The sequence below is a fragment of the Streptomyces cavernae genome (genome assembly GCF_004023625.1).
Classification (GTDB): Bacteria; Actinomycetota; Actinomycetes; order Streptomycetales; family Streptomycetaceae; genus Streptomyces; species Streptomyces cavernae.
In genome coordinates this window covers 212228-228205 of record NZ_RPDJ01000002.1, presented here as the reverse complement: position 1 = coordinate 228205, position 15978 = coordinate 212228, and the positions used below count along the sequence as shown (strand labels likewise).

Annotated in this window: 15 protein-coding genes; 4 read left to right on the top strand and 11 right to left on the bottom strand. The window is 70.5% G+C overall.

Annotation, left to right across the window (positions count from 1 at the left end):
• Nucleotides 1-28: 28 nt before the first annotated feature.
• Both EF387_RS13470 and leuA read right to left on the bottom strand, forming a co-directional pair.
• The gene (locus tag EF387_RS13470) at nt 29-697 is read right to left on the bottom strand and encodes a TerB family tellurite resistance protein (RefSeq protein ID WP_128376958.1); all 669 of its coding nucleotides are present in this window, start codon (nt 695-697) and stop codon (nt 29-31) included.
• 243 nt (nt 698-940) lie between these two features.
• A complete protein-coding gene (gene leuA, locus EF387_RS13465; protein ID WP_128376762.1) occupies nt 941-2665 on the bottom strand; it encodes a 2-isopropylmalate synthase in 1725 nt (574 codons plus the stop codon).
• Nucleotides 2666-3057: 392 nt separating this feature from the next.
• Here leuA and EF387_RS13455 point away from each other — a divergent pair, with 392 nt between their 5' ends.
• From EF387_RS13455 to EF387_RS13440, 4 genes are all read left to right on the top strand, one after another.
• Nucleotides 3058-4143, top strand: a complete 1086-nt coding sequence (locus tag EF387_RS13455) for a M4 family metallopeptidase (protein WP_128376761.1) — start codon at nt 3058-3060, stop codon at nt 4141-4143.
• A gap of 67 nt (nt 4144-4210) precedes the next feature.
• Nucleotides 4211-4477, top strand: a complete 267-nt coding sequence (locus tag EF387_RS13450; protein WP_128376760.1) for a protealysin inhibitor emfourin — start codon at nt 4211-4213, stop codon at nt 4475-4477.
• A gap of 86 nt (nt 4478-4563) precedes the next feature.
• A complete protein-coding gene (locus EF387_RS13445) occupies nt 4564-5898 on the top strand; it encodes a GH1 family beta-glucosidase (RefSeq protein WP_202918243.1) in 1335 nt (444 codons plus the stop codon).
• A complete protein-coding gene (locus EF387_RS13440; protein WP_128376758.1) occupies nt 5895-7223 on the top strand; it encodes an MFS transporter in 1329 nt (442 codons plus the stop codon). Before EF387_RS13445 ends, EF387_RS13440 begins: the two co-directional genes overlap by 4 nt.
• Nucleotides 7224-7503: 280 nt before the next feature.
• Here EF387_RS13440 and era read toward each other — a convergent pair whose 3' ends face one another.
• The 9 genes from era to EF387_RS13395 form a co-directional block, all read right to left on the bottom strand.
• Complete coding sequence (gene era, locus EF387_RS13435) at nt 7504-8454, bottom strand: GTPase Era (RefSeq protein WP_202918242.1); 951 nt, start codon at nt 8452-8454, stop codon at nt 7504-7506.
• A 98-nt stretch (nt 8455-8552) separates the two neighbouring features.
• Complete coding sequence (locus EF387_RS13430; protein WP_128376756.1) at nt 8553-9029, bottom strand: hypothetical protein; 477 nt, start codon at nt 9027-9029, stop codon at nt 8553-8555.
• Nucleotides 9030-9364: 335 nt separating this feature from the next.
• The gene (locus EF387_RS13425) at nt 9365-9715 is read right to left on the bottom strand and encodes a cytidine/deoxycytidylate deaminase family protein (protein ID WP_128376755.1); all 351 of its coding nucleotides are present in this window, start codon (nt 9713-9715) and stop codon (nt 9365-9367) included.
• Between the two features lie 33 nt (nt 9716-9748).
• Nucleotides 9749-10108, bottom strand: coding sequence for an MmcQ/YjbR family DNA-binding protein (locus EF387_RS13420; protein WP_128376957.1), 360 nt, complete (start codon nt 10106-10108; stop codon nt 9749-9751).
• Nucleotides 10109-10113: 5 nt separating this feature from the next.
• Entirely contained in the window at nt 10114-11418 is a 1305-nt protein-coding gene (locus tag EF387_RS13415) for a hemolysin family protein (protein ID WP_128376754.1), read from the bottom strand.
• Nucleotides 11415-11912: an rRNA maturation RNase YbeY gene (ybeY, locus tag EF387_RS13410; RefSeq protein ID WP_128376753.1), complete on the bottom strand. Its 498-nt coding sequence runs from the start codon at nt 11910-11912 to the stop codon at nt 11415-11417. Before ybeY ends, EF387_RS13415 begins: the two co-directional genes overlap by 4 nt.
• 12 nt (nt 11913-11924) lie before the next feature.
• Nucleotides 11925-12995 carry a PhoH family protein gene (locus EF387_RS13405; RefSeq protein WP_128376752.1) on the bottom strand — a complete coding sequence of 357 codons (1071 nt, stop codon included), beginning with the start codon at nt 12993-12995 and terminating at the stop codon, nt 11925-11927.
• 136 nt (nt 12996-13131) lie between these two features.
• Nucleotides 13132-14238 (bottom strand): carbohydrate kinase family protein, encoded by a 1107-nt coding sequence (locus EF387_RS13400; RefSeq protein ID WP_128376751.1) that lies wholly within the window; start codon nt 14236-14238, stop codon nt 13132-13134.
• A 700-nt stretch (nt 14239-14938) separates the two neighbouring features.
• On the bottom strand, nt 14939-15931 hold the full coding sequence (locus EF387_RS13395; protein WP_128376750.1) for an adenosine deaminase: 993 nt from the start codon (nt 15929-15931) through the stop codon (nt 14939-14941).
• Between the last annotated feature and the right edge of the window lie 47 nt (nt 15932-15978).

Genomic DNA, 15978 nt, shown 5'->3' with positions numbered 1-15978 from the left:
CCACGGCGGTGCCCGCGGGGGCGGTCGTCTACGACGGGGTGCGCGCCGCCGCCAGGAGGAGTCTGGTGACGTCCTCCGAGCAGATCGTCAGCGCGGCACCGACCGTGGCGAGGACGTCGCGTTCGGCGGGCGTGTAGGGGCCGTCGGCCAGGGCGATCCGGGCGCCCTGGAGCAGGATCGCCTCGCGGCCGGTGGGAGCGAGGTGCGGGGCCAGCGGGTCCAGCGCCTCGTGGAGCTCTATGGCGAGGCCCGCCGCGCACGGCTCGCCCAGGACCCGCCCGGTGTCCGCCTCCAGCGCCGCCACCAGCGCGCTGAGCTGTTCCTCGGTGCAGTCGTCGAAGCCGGCGAGCCGGACCGTGTACGCCGCGGTCTCCAGCGCGGGACGCGAGCAGGTGCCGCCCGCGGCGAGGATCGCGAGGGCGACGGTGTGCACGGCGTCGCGGAGCATCGCCGAGAAGCGGACGGTGGTGGGGTGGTCAAGGGCGTCGGTGCCGTAGTGGTGGCGGCAGGCCGCGCATTCGACGACCGGCCCGCTCTCGCCGCGCGGCAGGACGGGCAGTCCGAGGAAGGTGATGCGACGGCGGCCGGTCAGCCGCTGGTAGTTGCGGTCGCCCCCGCAGCCCGGGCAGAAGAACTCGCCGTCGCCGACGACGGTCCACGCCGTGCGCGCACCGAGGACGCGGGAGACACGGCGCATCGAACGGGCGGCTTGAACCGGAATGCCCGAGATATGTGCAACCAGGCCGTTGTGCTCCCGTCGTCCTGTCGTCACGCCGCACCTCCGTAACCCCGCGGCAACATCGCCGCGCTGGCGTGATGTTAGCCACATTGCCGATCCGGAGTCAGTACCCCGGACGGACCCTGTGTGTGACATGGCCGGTAAACGACCCGGTCCCGCCCGCCTCCGGGGCGGACGGGACCGGGGAAGAAGCCGGTCAGGCTACTGGCGTGCGGCGCGGTTGACGGCGGACACGACGGCCTTCAGCGAGGCACGTGTCGTATTCGCGTCGATGCCGATGCCCCACAGGACTTTGTCCTCGATCGCGACCTCGATGTAGGAGGCGGCCTGCGCGGAGGCGTCCTGGCTCAGCGTGTGCTCGCTGTAGTCCAGCAGCCGGGCGTCGACGCCGATGCCCTGCAGCGCGTGGAAGAACGCGGAGATCGGGCCGTTGCCGGTGCCGACCAGGGTGGTCTCCGTGCCGTCCACCTCGGCCTCGACGGTGAGGGTGTCCACGCCGTCCTTGTCGGTGCTCGACTGGCCGTTCTTGACCTGGATCCGGCCCCAGGGGTTGTCCGGGTTGGGCAGGTACTCGTCCTGGAAGACCGCCCAGATGTCCTTCGGCGTGACCTCGCCGCCCTCGGCGTCCGTCTTCGCCTGGATGATCTTCGAGAACTCGATCTGCATCCGCCGCGGCAGGTCCAGCTTGTGGTCGTTCTTCAGGACGTAGGCGATACCGCCCTTGCCGGACTGCGAGTTGACGCGGATGACGGCCTCGTAGGACCGGCCGACGTCCTTGGGGTCGATGGGCAGGTACGGCACCGCCCACTCGATGTCGTCGACGGTCTTGCCCTGGGCGGCCGCGTCGGCCTCCATGGCGTCGAAGCCCTTCTTGATGGCGTCCTGGTGGGAGCCGGAGAAGGAGGTGTAGACGAGGTCGCCGATGTACGGGTGGCGGGGATGGACCTCCATCTGGTTGCAGTACTCCCACGTACGACGGATCTCGTCGATGTCGGAGAAGTCGATCTGCGGGTCGACGCCCTGCGAGAACAGGTTCATGCCCAGGGTGACCAGGTCGACGTTGCCGGTGCGCTCGCCCTGCCCGAACAGACAGCCCTCGACGCGGTCGGCGCCGGCCATCAGCGCCAGCTCGGCGGCGGCGACGGCGGTGCCGCGGTCGTTGTGCGGGTGGATCGACAGGCAGACGTGCTCACGGCGGGACAGGTTGCGGCCCATCCACTCGAAGCGGTCGGCGTGCGTGGAGGGGGTCGAACGCTCCACGGTGGCAGGCAGGTTGAGGATGATCTCGCGGCCCGGACCGGGCTGCCAGACGTCCATGACCGCCTCGCAGACCTCCAGCGCGAAGTCCAGCTCGGTGTCGGTGAAGATCTCGGGCGAGTACTGGTAGCCGAACTCCGTCTCGGGGCCCAGCAGTTTCTCCGCGTACTCCATCACCAGCCGGGTGCCGTCGACGGCGATCTGCTTGATCTCGTCCTTGGAACCGCGGAAGACGACCCGTCGGAAGACCGGCGCGGTGGCGTTGTACAGATGGACGTTGGCGCGCTTGGCACCCTTCAGCGACTCCACGGTCCGCTCGATCAGGTCCTCACGGGCCTGGGTCAGCACCGAGACCGTGACGTCGTCGGGGATCGCGCCCTCTTCCTCGATGATCGAGCGTACGAAGTCGAAGTCGGTCTGGCCGGAGGCCGGGAAGCCGATCTCGATCTCCTTGTAGCCCATCTTCACCAGCAGGTCGAACATCGCGCGCTTGCGCGCGGGCGACATGGGGTCGATCAGGGCCTGGTTGCCGTCCCGCAGGTCCGTGGACAGCCAGCGCGGGGCCTTGGTGATCCGCTGGTTCGGCCAGCTGCGGTCGGGGATGTCGACCTGGTCGTACGGGCGGTACTTGTGGATCGGCATGGACGTGGGCTGCTGGCGGTTCGCCATGATGCGTGGGCTCCTCGAGATGTCCGCGGTCGTCCGCGTGTCCGGAAGGACGGCCGACGGCGCAACGCCAAACTCCGCGGGGAGGGGGTCGGCCTCGACTACAGGCCCTCGCCGCGGCAGCTAAGGAGGAGCAGCCCGAAACGCATGATGCTCCGCATGCTAGCCGAGGCACGCCGAATACGCGGGCCCGTTTCAGTATGCGGGACCCGGCCTACATAGAGGACAAAGGCGACTGAAAGGTGTGCGAGGTCACGTTCCGCGCGCCCGGAACCATCGACAGCACGGCAACCCGTAGCACAGCGACACGGAACGCAACCCACCGTATCCGTCCATTTCACCAATCACGGTGGCAGCTAGTGACAAGCGCCTCACTCAGTGCAAACGTTCCGGACATGACCGCGAACCCAGACCCCCACCCCGGGCCCGTAGCGCCCGTCTTCTGCACCATCGTGCCGCCCCACGTGCTGGACACGCTCGCCCGGCACGAGGACCCCGCGCTCGCCGGACCCGCCCGGCGCACCCTGGAACGCGACGCCTTCGAACGCACCCACCGCCGGCTGACCACGGTCATCGGCGCCCCCTCCCCCGCCCCGCCCGAGGGCGCCCCGGCGGACGAACCGCCGCGCACCATCTACGACGCCAGGCACCGGACGGACCTGCCCGGCAGGAGAGTGCGCGGCGAGGGTGACAAGCCAGGCAAGGACGCGACCGTCAACCGCGCCTACGCCGGTCTCGGCGCCACCTTCGACCTGTTCCTGAAGGCGTACGCACGCAACTCGATCAACGCCGAGGGGCTGCCGCTGAACGCGACCGTGCACTACGGCGAGGACTACAACAACGCCTTCTGGAACGGCGAACAGATGGTGTTCGGCGACGGGGACGGGGAGATCTTCCTCGACTTCACCATCCCGGTCGACGTTATCGGTCACGAACTCGCCCACGGCGTCACGCAGTACACCGCGAACCTGGCCTACTTCGGCCAGTCGGGGGCGCTCAACGAATCGGTCTCGGACGTGTTCGGTTCGCTGATCAAGCAGTACACGCTCGGCCAGACCGCGGCCGAGGCCGACTGGCTGATCGGTGCGGGGCTGCTCGCGGAGCGCGTCACCGGGGAGGCGCTGCGCTCGATGAAGGCGCCCGGGACGGCGTACGACGACGACGTCCTCGGCAAGGACCCGCAGCCCGCCACGATGGACGACTATGTGCGCACGGGGCGGGACAACGGCGGGGTGCACATCAACTCCGGCATCCCCAACCACGCGTTCTACCTGGTCGCCACCGCACTCGGCGGGTACGCCTGGGAACGGGCCGGGCAGATCTGGTACGACGTGCTGACCGGCGGTGAGCTGCAGCCGGACGCGCTCTTCCCCGACTTCGCCACCCTGACCGTCGCCGCCGCGCGCGCCCGCTTCGGCGAGGGCGACGAACTGGAGGCGGTGCAGAAGGCCTGGGAGCAGGTGGGGGTGCGCACGCTGTAGTGAGTGGCCGTAACCGGTCGGACCGAGCCGAGTGGCCCGTCACACGCTTTCGTACTAGACAGGATTCATGCGTATCCAGGTGAAGCGCACGGGCGGCTTCGCGGGTGTCGAGCGTGCCGCCGCGGTGGAGACGTCGGGGCGCGCCGACGCCCAGGAGTGGCACGCCCTGGCCGAGCGGGCCGTCGCCGACAGCCGCGGGACACCGCCGATCGGCGTTCCGGACGGTTTCAGCTACCAGATCACGGTGGACGGGAAGACGGTGTACTGCTCGGATCCCCGGCTCACGGAGGAACAGCGGAAGTTGATCTCACAGGTGCTGAAGGAAGGCGCGTAGCTCCGTACCGTGCACAAGGCGCGTAACCCGTACCGCGTAACAGGTCGTTCATGCCGGGGCGTTGACTTACGTTACCGCTGGTACGGATGATCGCGCGCATGGCGACGAACCCGATACCTCAGTTCCCCGACGGCTTCCTGTGGGGCGTCTCGACCTCGGCCCATCAGATCGAGGGCGCGGCGGACGAGCGCGAGCCCTCCGTATGGGACGCCTTCACGGCCGAACCGGGGCGGGTGAAGGACGGCTCGACGGCGGTGGTGGCCTGCGACCACTACCACCGGTATCCGCAGGACATCGCGCTCCTGTCCGACCTGGGCGTGGACGCGTACCGCTTCTCCATCTCCTGGCCGCGGGTCCGGTCGGGGGACCTCGGCTTCTACGACCGGCTGGTGGACGAGCTGCTCGCGGCGGGCGTACGGCCCGTCCCCACGCTCTTCCACTGGGACCTGCCGCTCGCGCTCCAGGAGGCGGGCGGCTGGCTGGAGCGCGACACGGCGTCCCGGTTCGCGGAGTACGTGTCGTCCGTCGCGGAACGGCTCGGTGACCGGGTGAAGAAGTGGATCACCATCAACGAGCCCGCCGAGCACACCCTCCTGGGCCATGCCCTCGGCGCGCACGCCCCCGGCAAGCAACTGCTCTTCGACGCGTTGCCGTCCGCGCACCACCAGCTGCTCGCCCACGGTCTGGCGGTGCGCGCCCTGCGCGCGGCGGGGGCCACGGACATCGGCATAGCCAACTCGCACGGCCCGACGTGGCCCGCCTCCGAGGAGCAGGCGGACCTGGAGGCGGCCGGGTTCTACGACCTGCTCCTCAACCGGCTGTTCGCCGATCCGCTGCTGCTGGGCGAATATCCGGACGGGCTCAATGAGTTGATGCCCGGGAGCTCCGGCGAGGTCGAGTCCGACCTGAAGGTCATCGCGGAGCCGCTGGACTTCTACGGCATCAACTACTACGCCCCGACGCGGGTGGGCGCGCCGCAGGGCACCGAAATCGAGTTCGGCGGCCTCTCGATGCCCGCCGAACTCCCCTTCTCGGTACGGGAGATCGAGGGCGTCCCGACGACGGACTTCGGCTGGCCGGTGGTCCCCGAGGGCCTGACGGAACTGCTCACCGGCTTCCGGGACCGCTACGGCGACCGTCTCCCGCCGGTCGTCATCACCGAGAACGGCTGCTCCTACGAGGGCATCGACGACCAGGCGCGGATCGCCTACCTGGACAGCCACATCCGGGCGCTGCACCAGGCGGTCGAGGCGGGTGTGGACGTGCGCGGCTACTTCGTGTGGTCGCTGCTGGACAACTTCGAGTGGGCGGAAGGGTATGCGCGGCGATTCGGGCTGGTCCATGTGGACTTCGAGACCCAGGAGCGCACGCCGAAGGCCTCGTTCCGGTGGCTGGGTGAGCTGCTGCGGGCCCAGAGATGACGACGACGGGGTCGGTGGGGGCGGCGGGCGACGACAGGACGGCCGGGCCTTTGCCGGACCCGCCCGATCGACCCGGCCCGCTCGGCGCTCCCGACCCGCTCGCGGAGCCCGTCGTCCCGGTCCGGCGGAGCTGGACCGCGGCGCTCTCGCTCGCCAACTGGGCCGTGTGGGTGGGCTGGTACGGCCCGCTGCAGATCCTGCTGCCCTCGCAGGCGGAGGACTTCGCGCCCGGCACCGGCATGTCGAAGGAGACACTGCTGGCGTGGGTGACGGGGGTGGGCGCCGTGGTGTCCCTGGTGGCGACCCCGCTGTTCGGCGCGCTGTCCGACCGCACCACGGCCCGCTGGGGCCGCCGTACGCCGTGGATCGTGGCGGGCGGGGCGGGCGGTGCGGTGTCGCTGATGCTCCTCGGCGCCGCGGGCGGGCCGCTCACGATGGCGGTGGGCTGGTGCGCGGTGCAGCTGACGCTGAACGCGGTCTGGGCGACGGTCACGGCGGCCGTGCCGGACCGGGTGCCACGGCTCCAACGCGGCGCGGTGGGCGGCTGGTTGGGCGCGGCGCAGATCCTGGGCGTGGTCGGCGGCACGGGTCTGGCGACGCTGGCCGGGGGCACGGTGGCGGGATACGCGGCGTGCGCGGCGTTCTCGCTGGCGGGCGTCCTGCCGTACGCCCTGGGGCACCGGGACATCCGGCTTCCCCGCGAAGCCCGCCCGCCCTGGTCCTGGCGTACCTTCGCGGCGGGTTTCTGGCTGAGCCCGCGCCGCTACCCCGACTTCGGCTGGGCCTGGCTGACCCGGTTCCTGGTCAATCTGAGCAACAGCATCGGGGTCCTGTACCTGCTGTACTACCTGCGGGACCGGGTCCACCATCCCGACCCCGAGCAAGGTGTGCTGATCCTCACTGCCGTCAACGCGGTGATGCTGCTGGCGACGGTGGTGATCGCCGGGGTGTGGTCGGACCGGGTGGGGCGCCGGAAGCCGTTCGTGGTGTGGTCGGGCCTGGTGATGGCGGTCGCGGCGGGGCTGATCGCGGCCTGGCCGACCTGGACCGGCACGATCATCGCCGCGGCCCTCCTCGGCCTGGGCTTCGGCGTCTTCGCCTCCGTCGACTTCGCCCTGATGACGGACGTCCTGCCCCGGGCCCTGGACCGCGGCAAGGACCTCGGCGTGATCAACGTGGCCAACGCACTCCCCCAGGTCGCGGCCCCCGCCCTGGCGGCCCCGATCGTGACCTACCTCGGCGGCTACCGGGTGCTGTACCTGGTGTCGGCGCTGATCGGTCTGGCGGGGGCGGTGCTGGTGGGCCGGATCCGCGGCGTGGAATGACAGATCGTCAGAGCCCGGCCGTCCCCAACCGCTTCGGATCAGCCGCCGACCGAAACCCCACCCACCCAGCTCAAAAGCCCAGCCGCAGCAACTGCTTCGGATCCCGCTGCCAGTCCTTCGCCACCTGCACGTGCAGATCCAGGCTGCAACAACATGCGGCTACCGCCGCGCGGCGGGCACACCCAGCAAAAGCTCCCACCCGCTCACGGGACCCGACGCCGTCCCCTCACAGGACCCGACGCGGACCCCCTTCAGGCGCCTACCGCACCCCACCCACAGCTCAAAAACCCAGCCGCCGCAATTGCTTCGGATCCCGCTGCCAGTCCTTCGCCACCTTCACGTGCAGGTCCAGGAACACGGGTGTGCCGAGGAGTGCCTCGATGTGTTTGCGGGACTTGATGCCGACCTCCTTCAGGCGCTTGCCCTTGGGGCCGATGATGATGCCCTTCTGGCTGGGGCGCTCGATGTAGAGGTTGGCGTGGATGTCGAGCAGCGGCTTGTCCGCCGGGCGGTCCTCTCGCGGGAGCATCTCCTCCACGACAACCGCGATGGAGTGCGGCAGCTCGTCCCGTACGCCCTCCAGCGCGGCCTCGCGGATCAGCTCCGCGACCATGACCTGCTCGGGCTCGTCGGTGAGGTCCCCCTCGGGGTAGAGCGCGGGCCCCTCCGGCAGCAGCGGGACCAGCAGCTCGGCCAGGAGCTCCACCTGCTTGTCGCCGACCGCGGAGACCGGCACGATCTCAGCCCACTCGATGCCCAGTTCCTTGCCCAGCTGGTCGACGGCGATGAGCTGCTCGGCAAGCGTCTTGGGGTCGACCAGGTCGGTCTTGGTGACCACCGCGACCTTCGGCGTCTTCCTGATCCCGGCCAGTTCCTTGGCGATGTAGCGGTCCCCGGGGCCGATCTTCTCGTTGGCCGGCAGACAGAAACCGATGACGTCGACCTCGGCCCAGGTGGTGCGTACCACGTCGTTGAGCCGCTCGCCGAGGAGCGTGCGCGGTTTGTGCAGGCCGGGGGTGTCGACGAGGATCAGCTGGGCGTCGGGGCGGTGGACGATGCCGCGCACCGTGTGCCGGGTGGTCTGTGGCCGGTTGGAGGTGATCGCCACCTTCTGGCCGACCAGAGCATTCGTGAGAGTGGACTTGCCCGCGTTGGGCCGCCCGACGAAACAGGCGAAGCCGGCGCGGTGCTCGGCCGCGGACGGCTCGGATGACTGGGTACGAACGCTCATGGCGCCCATTGTCCCCGATCGGCGGAGCGGTGCTGCACCGGTGCCGCCGTGCGCGCGGGCGACGGCACCGGTGCGGTGTCCCGAGCGGGCCCGGTGGATCAGTCGAAGACGAACGGTCCCGGCGACTGGGGACCGGTCGCGGTGCAGGTGATCGTGATGCCGAAGACCACCATCCGCAGGGAGCCGCCGAACGCCTCCAGTCTGTCGCCGGAGGCCACAGTGCCGTCGAGCGGACCCACCGTGACCCCGCCGCCGGCCGGGATCGCCGGGTTCTTGGTACCGGAGAAGACGGTGGTACCGCCGCTCGCCTTCACCAACGTCAGCGTGGACCTGATCGAGTCCTTGCCGACGGCGATGGGGGCGGTGACGGCGGTGGATTTGAGGGTGATGGTGGCGGCCTTGCCGCTCTGCGTGGCTGTGAGGGTGGCCGCACCGCCACCGAAGACGCCGCAGTTGGCGGTGATGGTGGCCGTGGTGGGGGCGACCGCCACGGCACTCGGCGCGAACGCCAGGGCCGTCGCGGCCAGGGTGCCGGCCGCGAGTGCCGCCCCTGTACCGATTCGCTGGGATCTCATCGGATTCCCTTCCCTTGTCGGGGAATTGCCATGTGGGGATGGCCGACGGCGCCGCCGTCAGCGGCGCACGGACTCGTCACCGGGCGCCCGGCGGCGATGAGGGAGATGTGTCCGCGCGGACCGTCCGCGAGCGTTGTGCGGCACGCAGCGCGAGCGGTTGGATCCGAACTGAATTGACGGCCCGTCGGAAGAACCGGGTTCATTTAGGCGCGCGGCGCCTTGGAATGCAAGAGACGCTCGGGGGTTGTTTCCAGGGTCGGTGAATGTGGCCGAAGACAGGCGGTGGCGGTCGGCCGTGACCCCGGCCGACTGTCACGGCGGTGCGCGGAGCGGGGTCAGCCCGCTGTCACAGTGGTGCGCACGGTGCCGTCCGGCCCCGCCACCAGCACCGGCGTATTGGCGCCACCCAGGTCCCGTACCGCCGCGCGGTCCTCCGCGTTCGCGGACTCCGCCTCGGTCACCACCGCCGCCGCCTCCAGCGACTTCGCACCGGACGCCACGGCCATCGCCACCGCCGTCTGCAGCGCGCTCAGCCGCAGGGACGGCAGCGCCACGGTGCCGGCCACGTAGGTGCGGCCGGTCTCGTCGCGTACGGCGGCGCCCTCGGGCACACCGTTGCGGGCCCGCGCCGAACGGGCCAGGGTCACGATCTTGCGGTCCTCGGGATCAAGCGCGCTCTCGGTCATGATCTGAGCATACGTACTGGCTACGAGAGCCGGTCAGGAGCGGTCGAGCCGTAGCCGCTCGGCTCTCGGCAGACCCGCCACCACCAGGTCGTAGGAGTCCTCGATGAGCTCCCGGACGAGCCGGCCCGGGAGCTCGGCGTCCACCGTGACGGTGTTCCAGTGGCGCTTGTTCATGTGGTAGCCGGGGGCGATCAGTCCCGGGAACTCGCCGCGGAGCCGGATCGCGTCCTCCGGGTCGCACTTCAGATTGACCTTCAGCGGGCGCCCGTCCATCCAGCTCAGGGCGAACATCCTGCCTCCCACCTTGAACACCGAGATCTCAGGGCGGAAGGGGAAGTCCTCCTCCGCCGCGTTGAAGGAGAGGCAGAAGGAGCGCAGCTGCTCCGGATCCACGCCGATCACTCCGGCTTCTCGTCGTCGTCCCCGTCCGGGGACCCCAGCGGCTCCACCAGGACCGTGGTGATCTTGTTGCGGCGGCCCGCGGCGGTCTCCGCCGTCAGGCGCAGCAGGCGCTCGTCGGGCAGGGGCACCACCGACGAGGCGCCCGCGATGGGGACGCGGCCGAGTGCCTTCGCCAGCAGACCGCCAACGGTCTCCACGTCCTCGTCGTCGAACGCCTCGATGCCGTAGAGCTCGCCGAGGTCGCCGATGTCGAGGCGGGCGGTGACCCGGTAGCGGTCCTCGCCGAGCGGTTCCACGGGCGGGAGTTCGCGGTCGTACTCGTCGGTGATCTCACCGACGATCTCCTCCAGGATGTCCTCGATGGTGACGATCCCGGCCGTGCCGCCGTACTCGTCGATGACGACGGCGACGTGGTTGCGGTCCTGCTGCATCTCGCGCAGCAGGTCGCCGGCGTTCTTGGTGTCGGGGACGAAGGCGGCCGGACGCATGGCCGTGGAGACCAGCTCCGACTCGGCGTCCCGGCTGATGTGCGTCTTGCGGGCCAGGTCCTTCAGATACACGATCCCGACGATGTCGTCCTCGCTCTCCCCGGTCACCGGGATGCGCGAGAAGCCCGAGCGCAGCGCGAGGCTCAGCGCTTGGCGGATCGTCTTGTAGCGCTCGATGACGACCAGGTCCGTGCGCGGGACCATGACCTCGCGGACGAGGGTGTCGCCGAGTTCGAAGACCGAGTGCACCATGCGGCGCTCCTCCGCCTCGATCAGCGACTCCTTCTCGGCGAGGTCCACCAGCGCGCGCAGTTCGGCCTCGGAGGCGAACGGGCCGCGTCTGAAGCCCTTGCCGGGGGTCAGCGCGTTGCCGATGAGGATCAGCAGCGGCGGGATCGGGCCCATGATGCGGGCCAGCGGCAGTAGGACGTACGCCGCCGCCGTCGCCGTGTTCAGCGGGTGCTGGCGGCCGATGGTCCGCGGGGAGACGCCGACCGCGACGTAGGAGACGAGGACCATCACCCCGATGGCGACCGCGAGCGCCTCCCAGGTCCGGTCGAATTCCTGGAGGCAGGCGTAGGTGACGAGGGCGGCCGCCGCCATCTCGCACACGACGCGCACCAGCAGCGCCACATTGAGGTAGCGGGTGGGGTCGGCCGCGACCTGGGCGAGCTTGGCGCTGCCGCGCCGGCCGGAACGTACGGCCTCCTCCGCCCGGAAGCTGGAGACCCGTGCGATACCGGCCTCCGCACAGGCGGCGAGCCAGGCCACGACCACCAGGGCGATGGCGCCGAGGACGAGTTGCGGGCTCATGAGACGGTCGGTGCCGGGGACGGACCGTCGATGCCCTTCTCCGCCCGCCAGCCGTCGACGATCGCCGCCTGCAGGCCGAACATCTCGGCCTTCTCGTCGGGCTCCTCGTGGTCGTAGCCGAGCAGGTGCAGCACCCCGTGGACGGTCAGGAGCTGGAGCTCCTCGTCCATGGAGTGCTGCGTCTCCGCCTCGGCGCCCTGCTTGGCCGCGACCTCCGGGCACAGGACGATGTCGCCGAGCAGCCCCTGGGGCGGCTCGTCGTCGTCCTTCGACGGCGGGCGCAGCTCGTCCATCGGAAAGGACATGACATCCGTGGGGCCCGGCAGGTCCATCCACTGGATGTGCAGCTGCTCCATGGCGTCGGCGTCCACGACGATCACCGAGAGCTCGGAGAGCGGGTGGATACGCATCCGAGCGAGCGCGTAGCGGGCGATGTCGAGGATCGCCTGCTCGTCGACCTCGGTTCCGGACTCGTTGTTGACGTCGATCGACATGGTCGTGCTGGTCTACTTCCCCTTGTGCCCGGACGACCTGCCCCGGCCGCCCTTGTGGGAGCCGTTCTCGGTGCCGTGCTCGTTGTCGTACTTCTCGTACGCGTCGACGATACGGCCGACCAGCTTGTGCCGTACGACGTCGTGGGACGTGAGCCGGGAGAAGTGCACGTCGTCGAGACCCTCCAGGATCTCCTGGACCTGCCGCAGACCCGACTTGGTCCCGTTCGGGAGGTCCACCTGCGTCACATCACCCGTGATCACGATCTTCGAGTCGAAGCCGAGGCGGGTGAGGAACATCTTCATCTGTTCGGGGCTGGTGTTCTGTGCCTCGTCCAGGATGATGAAGGCGTCGTTGAGAGTGCGTCCACGCATGTATGCCAGCGGCGCAACCTCGATCGTCCCCGCCGCCATCAGCCGCGGGATCGAGTCCGGGTCGAGCATGTCGTGCAGCGCGTCGTACAGCGGGCGCAGATACGGGTCGATCTTCTCGTAGAGGGTGCCGGGGAGGAAGCCCAGACGCTCCCCCGCCTCCACCGCCGGGCGGGTCAGGATGATGCGGTTGACCTGCTTGGACTGCAGGGCCTGCACCGCCTTGGCCATGGCGAGGTAGGTCTTGCCCGTACCGGCGGGGCCGATGCCGAAGACGATCGTGTGCTTGTCGATCGCGTCCACGTAGCGCTTCTGGTTGAGCGTCTTGGGGCGGATCGTGCGGCCACGCGAGGACAGGATGTTCTGGGTGAGCACCTCGGCGGGTGTCTCCGGCGAACCTTCCCCGTTCTCACTCGCCCGCAGCATGGCGATCGAGCGTTCCACTGCGTCCTCCGTCATCGGCTGTCCGGTGCGGAGCACCAGCATCATCTCGTCGAACAGGCGCTGGACGAGAGCCACCTCACCGGCATCGCCGACCGCACTGATCTCATTGCCCCGGACATGGATGTCGGCCGCCGGGAAGGCCTTCTCGATCACGCGCAGGAGGGAGTCTCCGGAGCCCAGCACGGTCACCATGGGGTGCTGAGCGGGAACGGTGAACTGCGCTCGTGCCTGTCCCTCTGAAGGGGTGTGCGCTGTGGGTGTCTGAGTCATGGGCCGGCTCTGTAGGCCTTGCTCGTCCTCCTCTATCGGCTCGCGCGCCACAGGGGCGGCATTGCCCTTCCAGAGTACGACGGGGGACTGACAGTGCCGTAGGGCTTTTCCGTACCGCCGGGGCCCTTCCGATCGATCACGCCGACCGGCCGAACCCGATCGTGGGCACCGCCCTGCGCAACGGCCAGGGCCGCGCCGCCTCGGGGATCATCCGCTCCAGGAAGGCGTACCTCCGCAGTGCCGCCGGGTCCTGGTCGTCGTAGGACTGGACGCGGCGCCACCAGGCGGCGATCTCCGTCCAGCCGGGGGCCGACAGCGAGCCGCCGAACTCCTGCACGGAGAGCGCGGCGGTCAGACCGGCGAAGGCGAGCCGGTCGGCGAGCGGCCAGTCGGCGAGCGTGCCGGCGACGAAGCCCGCGACGAAGACGTCCCCGGCGCCCGTCGGGTCCATGGCCTCGACCGCGATCGCCGGGACCTCGGCGGTCTCGCCGGTGCGCCCGTCGACGGCGTAGGCGCCCTCCGCGCCGAGGGTGACGACGGCCACCGGCACGTGTTCGGTGAGCGCGTGCGCCGCGGCCCGGGGGCAGGCGGCGCCCGTGTAGCGCATGGCCTCCTCGGCGTTCGGCAGGAACGCCTCGCAGTGGCTCAGGTCGGCGAGGCCCGCGAGGTCCCAGCGGCCGGTGTCGTCCCAGCCGACATCGGCGAAGATCCGGGTCCGGTTTCTCGCGGCCTGTGCGATCCACGGCGCGTGCTGCCCCGGCGCCAGCGCGGCGACCGCGGCTCGGGCGCGCGGCGGGCAGTCCGGCGCGGGCTCCTCCGGCGGCGGCTCGTGACCGTGGGAGACCATCGTGCGCTCCCCCTCGTACGCCATGGAGACCGTCACCGGGGAGTGCCAGCCGGGTACGGTCCGCGACGGGGAGAGGTCGATCCCCTCGCCCTGCTCGAGGGTGTCCCAGCAGTACTCGCCGTAGTGGTCGTCCCCGAAGGCGGCGGCGAGCGAGGTCCGCAGGCCGAGGCGGGCGAGCGCGGTCGCCATGTTGGCGATGCCGCCGGGGCTCGATCCCATGCCGCGGGCCCACGTCTCCGTCCCGCGCACCGGGGCGGAGTCGAGACCCGTGAAGATGATGTCCAGGAAGACCGTGCCGGTGAGGTAGACGTCCCACGGGGGGTCGTCCGGGGCGCGCAGGCCGGCCAGCGGGTCGACCTGGGACTGGCTGCGGTGCTCTCCCTTGGACGCGGTCACGGTGTGCTCCCTGGCGTGGTGCTGATGGACGCCAGTGTGCACCAAGGACACCACCGGACGGGCTCGCGCTCCCCCTCCGGAGGGGGAACTGCCCACTGCGTTGACGCCCGGGTGGCACGGCGTGCGGGTCACTCGAGCCGCTCGCCAGCAGTCTTCTGTCGGCGCGGGCGGATACCCCCGGCGATCCCGGCGACCCGGCGATCCCCGCAATCCCGGCGATGGGCGCGGCCCAGGCGACCGGCCTGCTGCTGTTCGTCGGCAGCCTTTCATCGGCACGGGCGGATTCCCGGCGATCCCCGCAATCCCGGCGATGGGCGCGGCCCAGGCGACCGGCCTGCTGCTGTTCGTCGGCAGCCTTTCCCCCGGCACGGGCGGATTCCCGGCGATCCCCGCAATCCCGGCGATGGGCGCGGCCCAGGCGACCGGCCTGCTGCTGGACGAGGTGCCGATGACCAGGAGGCCGATGACCGAGGTGCCGCTGACCGAGGTGCCGCTGACCGAGGTGCCGCTGACCGAGGTGCCGCTGATCGAGGTGCCGATGACCGGGACGCCCGACGGGACGCCGATGACCGCGAGGCCGATGACCGAGGCCGCCCTGCGCACCGCGGCCCGGCCGCAGTGCTCCGCCGTGGCGGACCCCGGCCGGCCCGCCACGGCCTCGGCGGCGGGGGCTCGGTCTCGGGGGCTCAGTCTCGGGGGCTCAGCCGAACTCGTAGGCCTCGACCTCCGCGAGGTAGCGGGCCCGCCGCTCCTCGTCGTGGTCCAGGAACGACGCCTCGAAGGAGTTGCGCGCCAGCTCCCTCAGCCGCTCCGGCGAAAGCCCCAGCGCCTCGCGCACCGCACGGAAGTTGTCGTCGACGTAGCCGCCGAAGTAGGCGGGGTCGTCGGAGTTGACGGTGCACATCAGCCCGGCGTCCAGCATCGCGGGCAGCGGGTGCTCCGCGAGGGTGTCCACGGTGCGCAGCCGTACGTTCGACAGCGGACACAGTGTCAGCGGCACCCGCTCCCTGACCAGGCGTTCGACCAGCGCCGGGTCCTCCATGGAGCGCAGCCCGTGGTCGATCCGCTCGACGCCGAGCACGTCGAGGGCCTGGACGACGTAGGAGGGCGGCCCCTCCTCCCCGGCATGGGCGACCCGGCGCAGCCCGAGCGCGGCGGCGGCCTCGTAGACCGCCGCGAACTTCACCGGTGGATGGCCGACTTCGGCGGAGTCGAGGCCCACCCCCGCGATCCGGTGGAGGTAGGGCTTCGCTGCGTCGAGGGTCTCCATCGCCGACTCGGCGGACTCGTCGCGCAGGAAGCACATGATCAGCTGGGTGGAGACGCCGTGCCGTTCCTCGGCGGCGCCGAGCGCCCGCCCCAGCCCTTCGACGACGGTCCCCATCCCCACACCCCGGGCGATGTGGGCCTGCGGGTCGAAGAAGATCTCGGCGTGCCGCACGCCCTGTGCGGCGGCGCGGGCGAGATACGCGTCCGCGAGATCGGCGAAGTCCTGCTCGGTACGCAGGACCGCCATCAGCTCGTAGTAGAGGTTCAGGAACGACTGCAGGTCGGAGAACCGGTACGCCGTCCGCAGCTCCTCGGTGTCCGCGTAGGGCAGCGACACGCCGTTGCGCGCGGCCAGCCCGAACGCCAGCTCGGGTTCCAGGGTGCCTTCGATATGGAGGTGCAGTTCGGCTTTCGGGAGGGACATCGAAGCATCGTACGGCCGCGGGACAGCCGTTCCGGAACCGCCACGTG